An 18341-nucleotide genomic window follows, 5' to 3' on the forward strand; every position below is an offset into this window, starting at 1 on the left:
CCATGGATCGCACGCCGCTCGACTACGCCGCCATCCGCCAACGTCTCGAAGGTCAGCACGGGCCGCGCTACTGGCGCAGCCTCGAGGAGCTGGCCGACGAACCGGCGTTTGCCGCATTCGTCGAGGCGGAGTTCCCCAGCATCGCGCCGGAAATGGACCGTCGCCGCTTCCTCCAGTTGATGGGCGCCTCCATGGCAATGGCCGGTTTGGCCGGCTGTGGCCAGGAGCCGGAGGCAGGCGTGCCCTATGTCGTGCAACCGGAGAAGGTCATTCCCGGCGAGGCGCGCTGGTATGCCAGCGCGGTTCCGTTTGCCGGCTATGCGCAACCGGTGCTCGGGCGGACCCATGTCGGCCGCCCGACCAAGCTCGAAGGGAACCCTGACCATCCGCTCAGCCAGGGCGCTGCCACCGCTTTCACCCAGGCGGCCATCTTGCAGCTGTACGATCCGGACCGCTCCCAGGCGCCTCGCCATGAAGGGCATATCAGCACCTGGAACGCCTTTCAGCGTACGGCGGTGGAGCAGGCGACCCGCGCCGATGCTGCCCAGGGCGCCGGCCTGCATGTGCTGATGGGCGCCAATAGCTCGCCGACCTTGCAGCGCCAGTTCGCCGCCATGGTCGAGCGCTGGCCCAAGGCGAAGCTGTACCGCTTCGAGCCCTGGGAAGGCGATACCTATGCCGCCAGCGAACGAGCGCTGGGGCATCCGCTGGAAACCCACTATCGGTTCGAACAGGCCGAGTGGGTGGTGAGTTTCGAACATGACTGGCTCGGGCCAGGGCCACGCGAATTACCGCAGGCGATCGCCTGGAGCGAGCGCAAGCGAAGGGCCGCTCGCGGAGAAGGCGAAGCGCGCCTGGTCGTGGTGGAGTCCTTGTCCACGGTGACTGGTGCCAAGGCGGCCAACCGGCGGCGGGTCGAGGCATCGCAGCTACGCGCCTACGTACAGGCGTTGGTGGCCGCGCTTGGCGGTGACGCTGCGCCGAGCTTGCCAGGCGATGCGCGCCAATGGATCGATGAGTTGGCCGGGCAACTTCGGGCACGGCGCGGCCGCTGCCTGATCACCGCCGGTGAGTTCGCGCCGTTGGACGTTCAGGCCGCGGTGCATTGGCTCAATCAGCAGCTCGGCAACGTGGGCAAAACCGTTCGATACACCGAGCCGGTGACCTGGCTCGAAGCCGGAGGGCAGCGTCTTTCCGGCTTGCCGGAGCTGGTGGCCGCAATGCAGGACGGTGAGGTTGAAACCCTGCTGATGCTCGACTGCAATCCGGCGCACACGGCACCGGGTGGCCTGACTTTCACCGACGCCCTGAGCCGGGTACCGCTGCGCATTCATGCCGGCCTCTATTACGACGAAACGGCGGCTCAAAGCCATTGGCATCTGCCGTTGACCCACGCACTGGATGGCTGGTGCGACAGCCGCGCCGCCGATGGCAGTGTCTGCCTGACACAACCGTTAGTGCGGCCCTTCTACAGCAGCCGCACCCAGGCCGAGGTGCTGGCGCTGATGATGGGCGACCTGTCGCCAGACGCCCTGGCCCTGGTGCGGCAGACCTGGCAGACGCTGGACGACGATGCCTGGCGCAAGGCGCTGGAACTCGGGTACATCCGCGACAGTGCCTTTGCACCGGTCGAGGTCAGCGCAGGAGCGCCACGCTGGGACGCCTCGGATACCTCCGAAGCGGTCGGTCTGACCGTGCTGTTCCGGCCCGATCCGAGCATCTGGGACGGGCGCTTCGCCAATCTCGGCTGGCTTCAAGAGTTGCCCAAGCCGATCAGCAAGCTCACCTGGGACAATGTCATCGGTGTTTCACCGGCACTGGCCGAGCGGGAAGGGATCGCCAGCGGCGACCGCCTGCGTGTCACCCTCGAGCGTAACGTGGTCGAGGGGCCTGCCTGGATCATGCCGGGACAGGCCGATGACACGCTGAGCCTGTTCGGCGGCTACGGGCGGGACCGCGCCGGGCGGGTCGGCGATGGGCTTGGTTACGATGTATCGCCCCTGCGTACCGCCGAGCACCCCTGGATGCGGGAGGGCGCGCAGCTGACCCAGCTGGAACGGCATATCAAGTTGGCGTCGACCCAGCCGCATCACGTCCTGCAGGGCAAGGAACTGATCCGCAGCCACCTGCGCGAGGCAGCCTACGATGAAGTCGCGCCGAAGCCGGAACAGGTCACGCTGTATCCGCCGCCGAAGCAGGCCGACACCGCCTGGGGCATGGTCATCGATCTGGACCAGTGCATCGGCTGCAACGCCTGCGTAGTGGCCTGCCAGGCCGAGAACAACATACCGGTGGTGGGCAAGGAACAGGTCGAGATGGGGCGCAACATGCACTGGCTGCGCGTCGACCATTATTACGGCGGCGACCCACGCGAACCGACCTCGGCTTTCCAGCCGGTGCCCTGCATGCATTGCGACCAGGCGCCGTGCGAAGTGGGTTGCCCGGTCAACGCGACCGTGCACGGCCCGGATGGGCTGAACGAGCAGATCTATAACCGCTGCATCGGCACGCGCACCTGCTCGTCGTACTGCCCGTACAAGGTGCGTCGCTTCAACTGGTTCGATCTTACCGGTGACGATCCGCCCTCGATCCAGCATCAGCGCAACCCCAATGTCACGGTGCGCTCGCGCGGCGTCATGGAAAAGTGCACCTACTGCGTGCAGCGCATCAGCGAAGCGCGAATCGCCGCCCGTATCGAGAATCGGGAGATCCGCGATGGCGAGGTGAAAACAGCCTGTCAGCAGACCTGCCCGACCCAGGCGATCGTTTTCGGCAACCTTCAGGATCCGGACGCAGAGGTCAACCGCGAACGCCACACCAGGCGCCACTACGCGCTGCTCGAAGAACTCAACACCCGGCCCAAGACGACCTACCTGGGCCTGGTAGAGGAGCCGGCGATATTGCCGGGCGATCACGAGCGCCTGGAGTTGCGCTCGGCCAAGGGGGAACGTGATGTCTGAGACACCGCATTTCCTGCCGCAAGGGATGCCGCTTGGCGCGGTGTCGGAGCGGGTGCTCGATCTACCGACCGACTTCAACCGCTACCGGCGGGCCTGGTGGATGCTGTTCACCATCAGCTGCCTGCTGCTGGGTGTGTTCGTCGTCGCCGCTGCGGTGGCGTTGTGGAGAGGCGTCGGCGTGTGGGGCAACAACATCCCGGTGAACTGGGGCTTCGCCATCCTCAACTACATGTGGTGGCTGGGCATCGGCCACGCCGGCACGTTCATCTCGGCTTTGCTGCTGTTGCTCAACCGCCCGTGGCGCAACTCGCTCAACCGCCTTGCCGAGCTGATGACGCTGATGGCCGTCGTCTGCGCCGGGGTCTATCCGATCCTGCACCTGGGACGGCCCTGGCTGTTCTACTGGACCGCGCCATACCCCAACACCATGGAGCTCTGGCCACAGTTCAAGAGCCCGACGGCCTGGGACTTTTTCGCGGTGCTGGGTTACCTCGGCGTGTCGCTGCTGTTTCTCTATGTCGGTTCCATCCCTGATTTCGCTTCGGCGCGCGATCGCGCCACCAAGCGGCACTACCAATACTTCTACGGGCTGCTCGCGCTCGGCTGGCGCGGCGCGGCTTCGCACTGGAGCCACTGGCGCCGCACCTACCGATTCATCGCACTGCTGGCGGTGCCGTTGGTGTTCTCGGTGTCCAGTGGCTACTCGTTCCTGCTCGATCTGGCGCCGGAAACGGGCTGGCACTCGACCGTCTTTCCGCCGTATTTCGTCGCCGGTGCGGTGTTCTCCGGTTTCGCCATGGTAATCGTCATCGCGCTCGGGTTGCGGCGGTTCTTCGGTTGGCACGAGCTGATCACCAATAGCCACCTGGACAAGCTCGGCCTGCTATTGCTGGCGACCAGCTGGATGACCAGTTACGGCTATTTCGCCGAACCCTTCATCGCGTTCTACTCAGGCAAGGAACACGAAATCCTGGTGACCATGAACCGCATCGCCGGCCCCACCGCCTGGAGCTTCTGGACGGCGATCTTCTTCAATCTGGTGGTGACCCAGGCGCTGTGGTGGCCGGCGGTGCGGCGCAACGGCCGGGCCATGCTGGTCATCGCCCTCGGCGTACTGGTGGGCATGTGGTGCGAGCGCTACATGCTGATCATCCAACCGCCGACCCGCGATTACCTGGTTTCCAGTTGGCAAGCGTACAGCCCGTCGTTCTGGGACTGGGCACTGTTCGTCGGCACCTTCGGCCTGTTCATGGTGCCGTTCTCGCTGTTCATGCGCTTCCTGCCGATGATCTCCACCTTCGAGCTCAAGGAAGTGCTGCATCGCTACCGTGGAGGCGCCAGTGAGTAAGCGCCATTACGGCCTGCTGGCCGATTTCGCCCATCCCGATGCGATGCTTGACGCCGCGCGCGCCGCACGTGCGGCGGGCTATCGGCGGATCGAAGCCTACAGCCCGTTCCCCGTAGAAGGGATCGAGGAGGTGCTCGAACACCGCAGCAATCGTCCTTACTGGTTTGGCGTGGTGGGTGCGCTGGTGGGCGTCGCCATCGGGCTGGGCATGCAGATTTACGCCAACCTCAGCTACCCGCTGGAGATCGGCGGGCGGCCGCTGATCGCCTTGCAGAGTTTCAGCATCGTCACCTTTCTGCTGATGGTCAGCTTCGCGACGATCTTCGCCGTGTTCGGCCTGCTCTGGTTGTGCCGGCTTCCCTTGCTCTGGCACCCGCTGCATGACGCGAGCGCGTTCGATCGCACCACCGATGATCGCTTTCTGCTCTGCATACGCGCTGACGATCCGCTGTACGACGAGACCGGGACGGCGCTCTGGCTGGCCGAGCGCGCGGTGTCGGTGACCGAGGTGCCGGCATGATTCGCTGGTCATTGCTCTGTGCGCTGCTGCTGGGCCTGGTCGGTTGCGACGACATGGCCGAGCAGCCGCGTGCCGCTGCGCAGGAAGCCAGCACGTTCTTCCCGGACGGCAAGGTCAACCAGGTACCGCCCGCCGGCACCGTTGCCCGCGGAGACCTGGCCTGGGAAGCCGTACTGGCCGAGCGACCCGCGCTGACGGTGACGCTGATGCAGCATGGCCGGGAGCGCTTCGAGATTTACTGCACGCCTTGCCATGGCGTGGCGGGCGATGGCAACGGCACCGTGGTCAATCGCGGTTTTCCGCGGCCCCCGGATTTCGCCGAGCCCAGGCTCGTCGCGGCGCCCGATCGACATTTCATGGACGTCATCGCCCACGGCTACGGCCAGATGTACAGCTATGCCGCACGCGTGCTGCCCGCCGATCGGTGGGCCATCGTCGGCTATATCCGCGCGTTGCAGTTCAGCCGTCGCGCCGAGATTGGCGGCCTGCCTGAAATCGACCGCGACACTTTGGAGCGCCTGCCATGAACCTGCGCAGATGGGCATTCATCAGCGCCGGACTCGGCGTGCTCGGGTTGTTGGCGTGCCTGCTACTGGCCAGTCGCGAGGCGGTGGCGGCGAGCCTGGCCAGTCTGCTGGGCCTTGCCGGCATTCCGTTGGGCGGGTTGTGTCTGGGCTTGAGCGTGGCGCTGGTCAGCGGCAATGCGCGGGACCAGTTATGGCCATGGACGCTGTTCAGCTCGCGTGCCTTGCCAGCGCTGGCGCTGATTGCGCTCCCGGTGCTGGCGGGTGCTGGTGTGCTTTACCAATGGGTCGGTCCTGATGAGGGCGGTTTTCGCGGGTTCTGGCTCGCCTGGCCAAGCTTCGCCGTGCGCGGTGTGCTGTATCTGGCGGCATGGTGGGCGTTGTCGACCTGGGTGCTACCGCTCAGCATCAAGCGGCCCGCGGCGGCCGGTCTGGGCCTGATTGCGCTGGTAATGACCACGTCATTGGCGGCGGTGGACTGGGCGATGTCGCTCGACCCGCACTTCAAGTCCAGCCTGTTCGGCATGGTCTGGTTCGGCCGGTTGATGCTCAGCGGTATCGCCTTTTGTTGCCTGTTGGCACTGGCCCGTGGAAGCAATCGGCCAGGTGTGCTGCGCGGCATGCTGGCCGCCGCGGTGTTGGCCTGGCTCTACCTGCACTTCATGCAATACCTGGTGATCTGGTACGGCAACCTGCCCGAAGAAATCCGCTGGTATCAGCACCGCGCCGAGGGTGGCTGGCTGTGGCTGACCTGGCTGTTGGGTGCCGGTCAATCGCTGGTCTTCATCGCGTTGCTCTGGCCGTTCTCGCAGCGGCGCAGGGTGTTGATGGTGCTGGCGACGGCAACGCTGTTGCTGGGGCTCGCCGAAGGCGTCTGGATGAGCCTGCCGGGCCTGAGCGAGATGCATCCGGTACTGCTTGGGCTGTCACTGATCGCTGCCTGGCTGGCGGGCGGCGGGCTGCTGGCGCTGGCCTTGCTGGCGAAGAGAACACTGCCGAGGAGAACGCCATGAGTGTGCCGGTGGATCCGGTTTCGAAAGAAGACGGCTTCGAACATCACGACGCCAACGTCAAGGTGCTGTTGATCATCGGTTTCGGCATTTTCGCCGTCCTGCTGGTCGCCGGTATCGGCGTGGCCGGTTTGCTCTGGTGGTACGACCTGCAGCCTGGCGAGGCGGTCACCGCGCTTGAGCGGCAGGCGGCAAAACCGCCCGAGCCGCGTCTGGAAAGCGATCCGCGCGCGGGTGGCAACGACGTGTTGGCAGCGGGGCGCGAAGTGATCGAGCACTACGGCTGGGTCGACCGCGACGCCGGGCTGGCACGTATCCCGGTGGACCGCGGCATGCTGCTACTGGCCCAACGCGGCTGGCCTTCCCGTGCTGAGCCCGAGTCCGGTGAAACCATGCCGCCTCGCGAGCAGCAAGCCAGGGGGAGGGCGCAGCCGTGACGCATCGATCTCCATGCCAGGACGGGGCGACGGCTATATGTTGGCACCCATCCTACAAATCTGCGGTACGGCAGCAGCGGCGCGAGACGCAGCAATCCACGTGCGTCCCGTGCGGCCAAGTCGGCGAACAGCGGCCGACGAGCCAGCGGCCACAGGCCACAACTCGCTTTCGACGCGGCATTGCTAGCGTGTTTCTGGCGGTCCTTGTCCTGCTGTACGGCGGCCCGGTCATGGCCGATGCGCCGTTCGATCCGTTCGCGGCAGCCGGTATCGAACAGAAGCCCGGCGCACAGCTGCCGATGGGGCTGCACTTCAGCGACGTGAACGGCAACCGGGTCACCCTCGGCGAGCTGTTCGATGGGCGCCCGGTGATCCTCGCGCCGGTGTACTACCGCTGCCCGAACGTTTGCGGCGCGCAGCTTTCGAGCCTGTTCAATCTGTTGTCGGCGTTGTCCTTCGAGCTCGGCAAAGACTACGAGGTCATTGCGTTCAGCATCGACCCGCGCGAAACCCCGCAAGATGCCGAGGCCGAACGCGCCAAGCTGCGCAAGCGCTGGCCGCAGCTGGTGGACTCGCCGCACGTGCACTTTCTCAGCGAGGTCGCGCCGGCGACCCGTCCAGAACCGAACCCTTCACATCCCGCCGCTGGCACCGCATTGGCCGAGGCGATCGGTTTCAACTACAGCTGGGATCCGGAAATTGGCGAGTTCGCCCATGCCTCGGCGATCGCCACCCTCGGTCCGGACGGCAAACTGGTGCGCTGGCTGTACGGTCTCGGCTATCAGCCGGATGACATGCGCCTCGCCCTGACGGACGCCGGCGAGGGGAAGATAGGTTCGCTGGGCGACCAGCTGTTGCTGCTCTGTTACCACTACAACCCGCGCACCGGTGGCTACGACAACCTGGTCGTCGGCGCGCTGCAGGTCGGTGGCATCGGCACCACGTTGCTGCTGGGCGGGTTCATCGGCGTCACCCTCTGGCGCGAGCGCCACAAGCAGAAGGGTGACGCATGAACGAAACCTTCGTCCGCTTCTGGCCCGAAACCGCCTCGAGCTATGCCGGCAATGTCGACTGGCTGGTTTTCGCCTTCACCGGGATGATGATGTTCTTCGTGGTACCGGTGTTCGTCCTGCTGGTGCTGTTCTCGTTCCGCTATCGCAAGGGCACCCAGGTGCCGCGCGACCATCGTCCACGGGGCAGCATGAAGGTCGAGATGACCTGGATCGCCTTGCCCTTCGTCGGCGCCATGGTCATCTATCTGGTGTCGGCCAAGCTCTATTACGACGTACGCACGCCGCCGCCGGACGCCATGGAAATCCAGGTGGTCGGCAAACAGTGGATGTGGAAATTCCAGCACCCCGGCGGCCAGCGCGAGATCAATACGTTGCATGTGCCGGTCAACCAGCCGATCAAGCTCAACATGATTTCCCAGGATGTCATCCATAGCCTGTATTTTCCGGCCCTGCGAGTGAAGCAGGACCTGCTGCCCGGGCGTTATACCCAGCTCTGGTTCAAGGCCGCCAAGACCGGACGCTTCCAGGCTTACTGTGCCGAGTATTGCGGCACCGACCATTCGCGGATGCTGGCCGATCTGGTGATCCTGCCTGAGCAGGAGTACGCGGCCTGGCTGGAGCAGGCCGGTAGCTCTGAAAGCCTGGCCGACCAGGGCGGCGCGCTGTTCCGCCAGTTCGGCTGCAGCGGCTGCCATGGGGCGGCCAACGTCGCTCATGCGCCCAACCTGGCCGGCCTCTACGGTCGCCGAGTGGCCCTGCAGAACGGCGAGTCGGTGCTGGCCGACGATGGCTACATTCGTGACAGCATTCTGTTGCCGAACAAGCACGTGGTGGCCGGTTTCGAGCCGATCATGCCGAGCTTCGACAACGTGCTGGATGAGGAAGCGGTGCTGCGGCTGACCGCCTATATCAAGTCTTTAGGACACATCGGCGAAGGAGGGCAGGATGCATCTGACCAGCACTGAAACGACCCACCGTGAAACAGGCTTGCCTCGGCACAGGAGTCCCACCCGTTGAGCCAGAAGAACCCCGCCGCGAACCAGCGCCCAAGCTACCTGGCCGACGAGCACGGCCTGCGCACCTGGTTCATGACCACCGACCACAAGCGCATCGGGATCATGTACCTGATCGCCGTCACCGCGTTCTTCTTCCTCGGCGGGCTGGCGGCCAGTGCCATCCGCGTCGAGCTGATCACCCCGGAAGGCGACCTGCTGACCGCCGACGGCTACAACCGCGCCTTCACTCTGCACGGTGTGGTGATGGTGTGGTTTTTTCTGATTCCTTCGATCCCGGCGGTGTTCGGCAACTTCCTCATCCCGATCATGATCGGTGCCAGGGACATGGCCTTTCCGAAGCTGAACCTCTTCAGCTGGTACCTGCTGGTCGGCGGCGGCGCGTTCACAATCTTCGCCTTGCTGGCCGGCGGCGTGGACACCGGCTGGACCTTCTACACGCCGCTGTCGACCATGTTCAGCAACGGCCATGTGGTGGCGGTGATCCTCGGCGTGTTCATCACCGGGTTCTCCTCGATTCTCACCGGGCTGAACATCATCGTTACCATCCACACCCTGCGTGCGCCGGGGATGACCTGGTTCCGCATGCCGCTGTTCTGCTGGTCGCTGTACGCCACCTCGGTCATCCTGGTGCTGGCCACGCCCGTGCTGGCGATCACGCTGATACTGGTCGCCGCCGAGCACCTGTTCCATATCGGCGTGTTCGACCCGGCACTGGGCGGTGATCCGCTGCTGTTCCAGCACCTGTTCTGGTTCTACAGCCACCCGGCGGTGTACATCATGATCCTGCCGGCCATGGGCGTGATGAGCGAACTGGTCACCGCCGCCGCCCACAAACGCGTCTTCGGCTACAACTTCGTCGCCTATTCGAGCATGGCCATCGCGGTCATCGGCTTCATGGTCTGGGGCCACCACATGTTCGTCGCCGGGCAGTCGATGTACGCGAGTATGGTGTTTTCCCTGCTCAGCTTCCTGGTCGCGATCCCCTCGGCGATCAAGGTCTACAACTGGACCGCGACGCTCTACAAAAGCAACCTCACCATCAATGCGCCGTTCCTGTACGCGGTGACCTTCATCGGGCTGTTCGTGGTTGGCGGGGTGACGGGCCTGTTCCTGGCGCTGCTGGCGGCGGACGTGCATGTGCACGACACCTATTTCGTGGTCGCGCATTTCCACTACATCATGGTCGGCGCCGCGGTGGCGGGCTTCTTCGGCGCGTTGCATTTCTGGTGGCCGAAGATGACCGGGCGTATGTACTCGCAGCTGTGGGGCAAGATCGCGGCGGTGATGATCTTCCTCGGCTTCAACCTGACGTTCTTCCCGCAGTTCCTGCTCGGCTACCTGGGCATGCCACGGCGCTACCACAGTTACGGCGAGGATTTTCAGTTCCTCCACGTGCTGTCCTCGGCGGGTGCGGCGATCCTTGCGGTGGCCTATATCCTGCCGTTCTTCTACCTGCTCTGGTCGCTGCGCTACGGGCCGATCGCCGATGACGATCCGTGGGACGCCGCCGGGCTGGAATGGCGAACCTCGTCGCCGCCACCGAAGCACAACTTCATCGAAACACCGATCGTCGATTTCGAAGCCTACGAATATCCACCCGAGGCGACCCATGGACGTTCGTAAGGGATACCTCGCCGAGCAGTTCAGTACCGCCTCCCAGCAGCGCGAGGCGACCTATCTGGGCATGTGGCTGTTCCTGTCCACGGAAATCATGATGTTCGGGGCGTTGTTCCTGGTGATCGGCTACTACCGCCTGCATTACCCGCAGCCGGTCGCCGAGGCGGTGCATCACCTGCATTTCGTACTGGCCGGTTTCAACAGCGCCCTGCTGCTGACCGCCAGTCTGTGCATGAGCCTGGTGGTCAAGGCCTCGCGCCAGGAATATCACCGGCACGTGCAGCTCTGGTTGGTGCTGGCGGCTTTGCTGGGGCTGGGGTTTCTCGGCCTGAAGGGTTTCGAGTACGCCTGGGAGTACCGTGAAGGGCTGCTGCCGGGCTCGCCCAACGAATCGCCACTGACAAATCCGGGCTCGCGGCTCTACATGGTCATCTACCTGTTCTCCACGGCGCTGCACGCGTTGCACGTGTCGATCGCCGTGGTGCTGGCGCTCGGCATGGCGGCACGCATCCATTTCGGCCACATGAAATTGCCCGAGCGCGCCATCACCCTGGAGATGGTCGGCCTCTACTGGCATTTGGTCGATGTGATCTGGATTCTGCTCTATCCCGCCCTGTACCTGCTCGGGAGGCCTGCATGAGCTTGCGTAATCTGCTGCTGACTTACCTTGGCCTGATCCTGCTGCTGACCGCCAATGTGCTCCTGGCACTCTGGCTGCCGGCCTGGTCCGACTGGGCCTTGCTCGGGGCGGCGGGGCAGGCAGCACTGGTGCTGTTCGGCTTCATGCAGCTGGGCCAGCACTCGGCGCTGGTGCGCTTCTTCGCGCTGGGCGCCGGGTTCTGGCTGCTGCTGATGTTCACCCTGACGCTCATCGATATGCTGACCCGCAAGGCGGGCTTTTGACCACCCAGCGATTCAGAAGGGCGAGCCTCAGGTTCCCGCCTTGCTCAGCACGAAGGCCACCAGAAAGCCGAGACCGGTGATGATGCCGGTCAAATCGTGGGTGGTTTCGAAGGCTTCGGGAATCATCGTATCCACGAGCATGGCGAGAATGGCCCCCGCCGCGATGGCTGTGGTGAGTGCGATCGCTTCAGGCGGCACGCCCTGGAACAGACCGTACCCGGCCACGGCCGCCAGGCCGGAGGCCAGGGCGATGCCGCCCCAGACGCCGAAGATGTAGGCAGCGGGGCGCTTGGCTTTCTTCATCCCCGCAGCGCTGGACAGCCCCTCCGGGATATTCGACAGAAAGATCGCCGCGACGGTGACCAGGCTGACCCCGCCGCCGTGACAGCTGCCCATTGTGGGAGGCGCGCCCCGCGGCGAACGTGTCGGCTCGGAGCCAGAAAAGCTTCGCCCCGAGGTCGGGGCTCCCACAGAAATATGCAGTGCACGCGGCGCCATTGTGGGAGGCGCGCCCCGCGGCGAATGCTGAGGTCTGCCCGCTCAAAAGCACAAGCTTCGCCCCGAGGTCGGGGCTCCCACAGAAAATATGCAGTGCAGGGAGCGCCATTGTGGGATCCGCGATCCGCGGCGAATGGGGGAGGTCTGCCCCCTCAAAGCACAAGCTTCGCCCGGAGGTCGGGGCTCCCACGGAAATATGTAGTGCACGCGGCGCCATTGTGGGAGGCGCGACCCGCGGCGAAAGCGGAGGTCTGCCCGCTCAACAGCACAAGCTTCGCCCCGAGGTCGGGCCTCCCACAGAAAATACGCAGTGCGCGGTGCCATTGTGGGAGCCGCGACCCGCGGCAAACGTGCCGGCTCGGACCCAGAAAAAGCTTCGCCCCGGGGTCGGGGCTCCCACAGAAATATGCAGTGCACGCGGCGCCATTGTGGGAGGCGCGACCCGCGGCGAATGCTGAGGTCTGCCCGCTCAAAAGCACAAGCTTCGCCCCGAGGTCGGGCCTCCCACAGAAAATATGCAGTGCAGGGGGCGCCATTGTGGGATCCGCGCCCCGCGGCGAATGGGGAGGTCTGCCCGCTCAAAGCATAAGCCCCGCCCCAGGGTCGGGCCTCCCACAGAAAATATGCAGTGCACGCGGCACCATTGTGGGAGCCGCGACCCGCGGCGAATGCGGAGGTCAGCCCGCTCAAAAGCACAAGCTTCGCCCGAGGTCGGGGCTCCCACAGAAATATGCAGTGCACGCGGCGCCATTGTGGGAGCCGCGACCCGCGGCGAATGCTGAGGTCTGCCCGCTCAAAAGCACAAGCTTCGCGCCGAGGTCGGGCCTCCCACAGAAAATATGCAGTGCACGCGGCGCCATTGTGGGAGGCGCGCCCCGCGGCGAATGCTGAGGTCTGCCCGCTCAAAAGCACAAGCTTCGCCCCGGGGTCGGGGCTCCCACAGAAAATATGCAGTGCACGCGGCACCATTGTGGGAGCCGCGACCCGCGGCGAATGCGGAGGTCTGCCCGCTCAAAAGCACAAGCTTCGCCCGAGGTCGGGCCTCCCACAGAAAAATATGCAGTGCACGCGGTGCCATTGTGGGAGCCGCGACCCGCGGCGAATGCGGAGGTCTGCCCGCTCAAAAGCACAAGCTTCGCGCCGAGGTCGGGCCTCCCACAGAAAATATGCAGTGCACGCGGCGCCATTGTGGGAGGCGCGCCCCGCGGCGAATGCAGGTCTGCCCGCTCAACAGCACAAGCTTCGCCCCGGGGGCGGGGCTCCCACAGAAAATATGCAGTGCACGCGGCGGGCCGAACTAGCCGACGTAGACCGAGTCCCGGCGATTGAGCGAGTTCTGCCAAAGGAGCTGCCAAAATGCCCCGCTAGTTCCCCGCGCGCTTCATGCACGCCAGATACCGGTCATTGACCCGGTTGGCGAACCAGGCGGTGGTCAGGTTGCGGGTGATCTTCGGGCTTTCCAGGCGGATGCCGGGCAACACCGCGCGCGGCAGCGGCTTGCCCGCGCGCTTTTCCGCCAGGGCGAAGACGCGTTCATACAGGCTGGTCTTCTCGAAACCATGGGTGTCGCCGCGCTCCAACGCATTGCGAATGGCCGTCTCGCTCATGTCCAGCTTGCTCGCCAGCGAACGCACCGCGCGCTCGGTCTGCCCGGCTTTGCTGCTGCCATAGATGATCAGATCGCCATCGAGGACCAGCTTGGTACCGCTGGCACGGCTTACCGCGGCCTGGAAAGCTGCGTTTCGGCTGGCATACCAACCGGCATTGAAATCGGCGAAGCGGTACAGCGGCTGAGTGTAGCTGGCCGGGTAATCGAGCAGATGGGCGATGCCGAAGTACATGCCGCCGCGCCGGGTAAAGACTTCGTCGCGGATCGAGCCCTTGCGCTCATAGGGATAGTCCCACTTGTGGTCTTCGGCAAAGGCGATGCTGACCTGCATCGGGCCACCGGTCTTCACCGGATTGAGCGTGCCGAACAGCTGTTTGCCGAGCGGCATGATGCTGAGAAAGTCATCGAAGATCGCGCTCAGCTGTTCCTCGGTGCGCACGGCATTCAGGCGCTCGCTGTAGGTCTTGCCGTTGGGCGAGCGGACGTCCAGTGCCGCATTGACGACAAACTGCGGGACATGCAGCCGGGACGCTCTCCGGTAGATCTCTTCGCGCGCAATCTTCGCCAGGCCTGGCACGGCAGGGGTCGCCTGGAAGGTCGATTCCTGTGCGGTGATCGCCAGCACCGAGCAGATGTTCTCGTTGCTCGGCGGGATATCCAGCGCATCGAAGGCGGTGTAGATATCCGTTGCCCAACCTTGGCGATCCGGGATGTTGCTGGGGATCAGGCGGACAATTTTCGCCCTCACCTCATCCGGCCGTGGGGCGGGTGTTTCCGGCTGCCGAATGCCGCAGCCGGCCAGGCTCAGCAGCAGCACGCCAGAAAGCGCCGCAGCGAGCCGGCGGATGGAGATGGGCCTGGGGAAGTCGCCCGTCGAAGCATGGCGCTTGAAAAATTGGACAGTCATGCGGTCCCGGATGTGGATGAGTGATGAGGTTCGGACAGTAAAACAGACGAAGCGGTTCTGCGCGGGACAGCGTTGAGCGCGACGCAACGGCGGCCCGTGCATCGGCAGGCTGGGCCGGCTGGCCCAGCCTATTGCTTGTGGGTACGCGTGCTGCCGCGCCTCACTGCTCCGTCTTTTTGCCGCTGAAGGCGGTGATGGGCTTCTCCGGCTCTTTATCCAGCCCGCCGGCGAACGACTTGAGCCCTTCGATGATGGGCGTCAGCGCCGCCCAGAGCTCGTCGTCATGCAGCATCTTGTAGGCACCGGTCACACCCGGCGCCTCGTCGTGCTTGCCGTCGGGCTTGTAGCCGCCGATCGCATGGAATGCGTCCTGGAAGGCGAACACCACCTTGCAGAACTGCGCCGGCTCGATGCGCGATAGCGCCATGCCGAGGATCGACAGGTTCTGTACGGCGTTGAGCGAGCCTTCCTTGCTCATCCCATCGACCAGCACCTTGAGCACGCGGTCATGGGAGCCGGCCAGGTCGTTGGCAAAACGCAGCACGCCACGCTGGTGCAGCGTTTCGAGCAGGGTATCGAGTTCTTCGCGCGCGCTGGGGCCGATCAGCGTCGGCTTGACGTCGTAGTCGATTCGCTGGGCCATCAGAATCTCTCCGGATGCGGGGCTTGGGCGGGCGGGGCGACATAGTCGTCGCGGTACCACTTCACCTCGACGGGCACGCCTTCGGTGGGCGTGCGCTTGGCGTGGCGGAAACTGTTCGGTGGTAGCGGCGGTTCGCCTTTCTCGGGCAGCACCTCGAGCTTCACCGCGGTCTCCTTGTAGGCCGGCGTGTTCACGTCGGGGTCATGGTGTTCGCCAGTGAGCAGGTTCAAGCCCGGTTTGCCCTGGTGGATGGGCATGAACAGCGTCTTGCCGGCGACCCGGTCGGTCACCGTGGCACGCACCTCCACCGAGCCGCGCCGTGAGGTCACGCGCACCCAGGTGCCGTCCTCGATGCCGCGTTCGGCGGCCAGTTCCGGGCTGACCTCGACGAACCAGTTTGGCGCCTGTGACCAGATGCGCGGGCCGCGGCCGGTCTGGTTGGTGCTCTGGAACTGTTCGAGCATGCGCCCGTTGTCCAGCATGATGTCGTACTCGTTGTCGGCCGCTTCGGCTGGTGTCTTCCATTCCAGCGGAAACAGTACGGCCTTGCCGTCATCGGTATGAAAACGGTCGGTGTAGAGCAGCGGGGTGGTGCTGCCATCGCTCTGCATCGGCCAGAACAGTGACTGCCAGCCTTCCAACCGCTCGTAGCTGATGCCTTGGAACATGGTGGCGATGCCGGCGCACTCGTCCATGATCTGGCTCGGGTGCTCATAGCCCCAGTCGTGACCCATGCGTTTGGCGAGATCAGTCAGGATCTGCCAGTCCGGCCGGCTGTTGCCCAGCGGCGGCAGTACCTGGTAGAAGCGCTGGATGCGTCGTTCGGTGTTGGTGAAGGTGCCGTCCTTTTCCACAGAGGGGCAGGCCGGCAACACCACGTCGGCGAATTGCGCGGTGCGGCTGAGGAAGATGTCCTGCACCACCATGAAATCGAGGTTTTCGAAGCCGCTGTGCACGTTCTTGCTGTCGGCATCGGAGAACGCGGTTTCCTCGCCGATGATGTACATCGCCTTGACCGAGCCCTCGTCGGCGCCCTTGACCATGGTGAAGTTGTCGTTGCCTTTCTCCAGCGATAGCTTTTCTTTTGGCACGCCCCAGGCTTTGGCCCACTTGTCGCGGTTCTTTTCCTCGGTGACCTTCTCGTAGCCGGGGTACATGTTCTTCAGGCAGCCGAAGTCGCTGGCGCCCTGCACGTTGTTGTGGCCGCGCATCGGGTAGCCGCCGGTGCCGGGACGGCCGTAGTTGCCGGTGACCAGCAGCAGGTTCGACAGCGCCGTGCTGGTGTCCGAACCGTGGCTGTGCTGGGTGATGCCCATGGCCCAGAGCAAGCAGACCGATTTCGCCTGGCCGATCAGTTCGGCCGCCTCGATCAGCTTGTCCTTGGCGATGCCGGTGATCTGGGCGGCGAAATCCATGGTGAAGGGCTCGAGCGACTTTCTGTATTCCTCGACCTGATTGACTCTCGCGCCGAGAAACTCCAGGTCGGCGTAGCCATGGTCGAACATGTAGCGCGACAAGGCCGAGGCCCAGACCATGTCGGTGCTGGAATTGGGCCGCAGATGGATGTCGGCGCGTTCGGCCATCTCGTGCTTGCGCGGATCGAACACCACCCACTTCTGCCCGCGGTGCTTCTTCTGCGCCTTGAGCTTGGAGGCGATCACCGGGTGGTTCTCCGACAGGTTGCTGCCGACCACGACGATCAACTCGGCCTTTTCCATGTCGGCAATGGTGCCGGCATCGCCGCCATAGCCGACGGTGCGGAACAGGCCCTTGGTGGCCGGGTTCTGGCAGTAGCGCGAGGAGTTGTCGACGCTGTTGGTGCCGATGATCGCGCGGGCGATCTTCTGCGTAAGGTAGGCCTCCTCGTTGCTCGCCTTACTCGAGCCGATGAAGCCGATGGCGTCGGGCCCATGGCTGTCGCGGATCTGCATGAGCCGATGCGCGACCAGATTCAGCGCCTCGTCCCAGCTGGCCTCGCGGAACTGGCCGTTCTCGCGGATCAGCGGCGTGGTCAGGCGTTCCGGGTCGTTGACGAAGTCCCAGGCGAACTTGCCCTTGATGCAGGTGGAAATGCCATTGGCCGGCGCATCGACCACCGGCTGCACCTTGAGGATGTGCCGGTCGCGGGTCCACATCTCGAACGAGCAGCCCACGCCGCAGTAGGTGCATACGGTCTTGGTGCGCTTGATCTCCGGCTGGCGCCAGTGCATGTCCATTTTCGAAATGGCGGTGATCGGCCGCGCGCCGATGGTTTCCTCGAGTTTCTTGACCATGTCGATCATCGGTCGCTTGATGTCCTGCGGCAGCGACGTGAACGGGCCGGCGTCCGGCTGCATGGTCTTTTCCAGCAGCGCATTGCAGGGGCAGACGGTGACGCAATGCCCGCAGCTGACGCAGCTCGACTCGTCGATTGGCTTGCCGCCATCCCAGAGCACGCGCGGGTGCTCCATGTTGAAGTCGATCGACAGCGTCTCGTTGACTTCGACGTTCTGGCAGGCCTCGACGCAGCGGCCGCAGAGGATGCACTGGTCCGGATCGTAGGTATAGAAGGGGTTGGAGTGGTCCTTCTCGTAGGGCTTGCGCTTGAATTCGTAGCGCTGGATCGGCGGATTGATCTGCGCGTAGGTGTTATGCAGCGTGCAGTCGCCGGTGTTGTGCTCGCACAGCGTGCAGTACAGCTCGTGCTTGGCCACCAGCCGGTCCATCCCTTCCTCGCGCGCAGCCTTGGCCTCGGCGATTTGGCTGGTGATTTCGAGCCCGTCGCGAGCCTTCAGCGTACAGCCACGCACCAGTTCTCCATCGACCTGCACCCAGCAGACGTCGCAGGTCTGCGGCGAGCCCAGCGCGCGGTGGTAACAGACGTGGGGCAGGTCGATGTCGTGCTTGGCGAGGAAGTCGATCAGTGGGGTGTCGGCTTCCCCGACCAGGGGGGCACCGTCATAGTGAATCGTGCAATGGGTCATCAGGCCTCCGGCTTATTTTGTGCTGAGGCGCGGCAACGAGGCGTCGGGTCGCGCAGCAGATGCCCGAGCCTGCTCCGGTTCCCTAGCGGTGGATGGCTACTAGAGGTGACTGGTGGTCCATGTGATCGTTCAGGGACCGCGACGAGAGGCGCCTGGCGAAGAGAGGCGGGCATTTGCTCGAAGAGGGCGCCGTGCGGCGGCGAAGCCTTGCGCCTGGAAGCTTCGCGGTCGAGACCGCTCCCACGGTTGCTCGGTGCATTTTTTTTGCGTGGTGCATTTCGTAGGAGCGGTCTTGACCGCGAGCTCTTCGATATCTGTGCGTCTCAAGTCTCGCAGTGATAACCCGCACCGAATGATCCATCTGCCTGAAAGC

15 protein-coding genes are annotated in these 18341 nt (G+C 64.5%); 11 read left to right on the forward strand and 4 right to left on the reverse strand.

Annotation, left to right across the window (positions count from 1 at the left end; genetic code table 11):
- Positions 1-2: 2 nt before the first annotated feature.
- The 11 genes from KCX70_RS10590 to KCX70_RS10640 all read left to right on the forward strand — a co-directional run bounded on the left by KCX70_RS10590 (position 3) and on the right by KCX70_RS10640 (position 11348).
- Entirely contained in the window at positions 3-2960 is a 2958-nt protein-coding gene (locus tag KCX70_RS10590) for a TAT-variant-translocated molybdopterin oxidoreductase (protein ID WP_212620137.1), read from the forward strand.
- Positions 2953-4308, forward strand: a complete 1356-nt coding sequence (gene nrfD, locus KCX70_RS10595) for an NrfD/PsrC family molybdoenzyme membrane anchor subunit (protein WP_212620138.1) — start codon at positions 2953-2955, stop codon at positions 4306-4308. Before KCX70_RS10590 ends, nrfD begins: the two co-directional genes overlap by 8 nt.
- Positions 4301-4828 (forward strand): DUF3341 domain-containing protein, encoded by a 528-nt coding sequence (locus KCX70_RS10600; RefSeq protein WP_212620139.1) that lies wholly within the window; start codon positions 4301-4303, stop codon positions 4826-4828. The genes nrfD and KCX70_RS10600 overlap by 8 nt, the downstream gene beginning before the upstream one ends.
- Complete coding sequence (locus KCX70_RS10605) at positions 4825-5355, forward strand: c-type cytochrome (protein ID WP_249121724.1); 531 nt, start codon at positions 4825-4827, stop codon at positions 5353-5355. Before KCX70_RS10600 ends, KCX70_RS10605 begins: the two co-directional genes overlap by 4 nt.
- Positions 5352-6365, forward strand: a complete 1014-nt coding sequence (locus KCX70_RS10610; RefSeq protein WP_212620140.1) for a hypothetical protein — start codon at positions 5352-5354, stop codon at positions 6363-6365. Before KCX70_RS10605 ends, KCX70_RS10610 begins: the two co-directional genes overlap by 4 nt.
- Positions 6362-6799, forward strand: coding sequence for a hypothetical protein (locus KCX70_RS10615; protein WP_212620141.1), 438 nt, complete (start codon positions 6362-6364; stop codon positions 6797-6799). The genes KCX70_RS10610 and KCX70_RS10615 overlap by 4 nt, the downstream gene beginning before the upstream one ends.
- A 188-nt stretch (positions 6800-6987) precedes the next feature.
- Entirely contained in the window at positions 6988-7812 is an 825-nt protein-coding gene (locus KCX70_RS10620; RefSeq protein WP_249121725.1) for an SCO family protein, read from the forward strand.
- The gene (coxB, locus tag KCX70_RS10625) at positions 7809-8777 is read left to right on the forward strand and encodes a cytochrome c oxidase subunit II (RefSeq protein ID WP_212620142.1); all 969 of its coding nucleotides are present in this window, start codon (positions 7809-7811) and stop codon (positions 8775-8777) included. The genes KCX70_RS10620 and coxB overlap by 4 nt, the downstream gene beginning before the upstream one ends.
- Before the next feature lie 48 nt (positions 8778-8825).
- A complete protein-coding gene (locus KCX70_RS10630; RefSeq protein WP_212620143.1) occupies positions 8826-10451 on the forward strand; it encodes a cytochrome c oxidase subunit I in 1626 nt (541 codons plus the stop codon).
- Complete coding sequence (locus tag KCX70_RS10635) at positions 10438-11085, forward strand: cytochrome c oxidase subunit 3 (protein WP_212620144.1); 648 nt, start codon at positions 10438-10440, stop codon at positions 11083-11085. The genes KCX70_RS10630 and KCX70_RS10635 overlap by 14 nt, the downstream gene beginning before the upstream one ends.
- Positions 11082-11348 carry a hypothetical protein gene (locus KCX70_RS10640; protein WP_212620145.1) on the forward strand — a complete coding sequence of 89 codons (267 nt, stop codon included), beginning with the start codon at positions 11082-11084 and terminating at the stop codon, positions 11346-11348. Before KCX70_RS10635 ends, KCX70_RS10640 begins: the two co-directional genes overlap by 4 nt.
- Before the next feature lie 27 nt (positions 11349-11375).
- On the opposite strand, the gene KCX70_RS10645 is transcribed toward KCX70_RS10640, so the two are convergent.
- The 4 genes from KCX70_RS10645 to fdhF form a co-directional block, all read right to left on the reverse strand.
- Positions 11376-11744 carry a ZIP family metal transporter gene (locus tag KCX70_RS10645; RefSeq protein WP_212620146.1) on the reverse strand — a complete coding sequence of 123 codons (369 nt, stop codon included), beginning with the start codon at positions 11742-11744 and terminating at the stop codon, positions 11376-11378.
- Between the two features lie 1466 nt (positions 11745-13210).
- On the reverse strand, positions 13211-14362 hold the full coding sequence (locus KCX70_RS10650) for a DUF1615 domain-containing protein (RefSeq protein ID WP_212620147.1): 1152 nt from the start codon (positions 14360-14362) through the stop codon (positions 13211-13213).
- A 160-nt stretch (positions 14363-14522) separates the two neighbouring features.
- Positions 14523-15005 carry a DUF1641 domain-containing protein gene (locus tag KCX70_RS10655; protein WP_212620148.1) on the reverse strand — a complete coding sequence of 161 codons (483 nt, stop codon included), beginning with the start codon at positions 15003-15005 and terminating at the stop codon, positions 14523-14525.
- Positions 15005-17968: a formate dehydrogenase subunit alpha gene (fdhF, locus tag KCX70_RS10660; protein ID WP_212620149.1), complete on the reverse strand. Its 2964-nt coding sequence runs from the start codon at positions 17966-17968 to the stop codon at positions 15005-15007. Before fdhF ends, KCX70_RS10655 begins: the two co-directional genes overlap by 1 nt.
- Positions 17969-18341: the final 373 nt, after the last annotated feature.

This window comes from Stutzerimonas stutzeri, from assembly GCF_018138085.1.
GTDB classification, from domain to species: domain Bacteria; phylum Pseudomonadota; class Gammaproteobacteria; order Pseudomonadales; family Pseudomonadaceae; genus Stutzerimonas; species Stutzerimonas stutzeri_AI.

Excerpts from the sequence above, each read along its gene's own strand:
- nrfD (WP_212620138.1), top strand. The coding sequence starts at position 2,953 with ATGTCTGAGACACCGCATTTCCTGCCGCAAGGGATGCCGCTTGGCGCG.
- KCX70_RS10645 (WP_212620146.1), bottom strand. The coding sequence starts at position 11,744 with ATGGGCAGCTGTCACGGCGGCGGGGTCAGCCTGGTCACCGTCGCGGCG.
- KCX70_RS10610 (WP_212620140.1), top strand. The coding sequence starts at position 5,352 with ATGAACCTGCGCAGATGGGCATTCATCAGCGCCGGACTCGGCGTGCTC.
- KCX70_RS10605 (WP_249121724.1), top strand. The coding sequence starts at position 4,825 with ATGATTCGCTGGTCATTGCTCTGTGCGCTGCTGCTGGGCCTGGTCGGT.
- coxB (WP_212620142.1), top strand. The coding sequence starts at position 7,809 with ATGAACGAAACCTTCGTCCGCTTCTGGCCCGAAACCGCCTCGAGCTAT.
- KCX70_RS10650 (WP_212620147.1), bottom strand. The coding sequence starts at position 14,362 with ATGACTGTCCAATTTTTCAAGCGCCATGCTTCGACGGGCGACTTCCCC.
- KCX70_RS10655 (WP_212620148.1), bottom strand. The coding sequence starts at position 15,005 with ATGGCCCAGCGAATCGACTACGACGTCAAGCCGACGCTGATCGGCCCC.
- KCX70_RS10640 (WP_212620145.1), top strand. The coding sequence starts at position 11,082 with ATGAGCTTGCGTAATCTGCTGCTGACTTACCTTGGCCTGATCCTGCTG.
- KCX70_RS10635 (WP_212620144.1), top strand. The coding sequence starts at position 10,438 with ATGGACGTTCGTAAGGGATACCTCGCCGAGCAGTTCAGTACCGCCTCC.
- fdhF (WP_212620149.1), bottom strand. The coding sequence starts at position 17,968 with ATGACCCATTGCACGATTCACTATGACGGTGCCCCCCTGGTCGGGGAA.
- KCX70_RS10615 (WP_212620141.1), top strand. The coding sequence starts at position 6,362 with ATGAGTGTGCCGGTGGATCCGGTTTCGAAAGAAGACGGCTTCGAACAT.
- KCX70_RS10590 (WP_212620137.1), top strand. The coding sequence starts at position 3 with ATGGATCGCACGCCGCTCGACTACGCCGCCATCCGCCAACGTCTCGAA.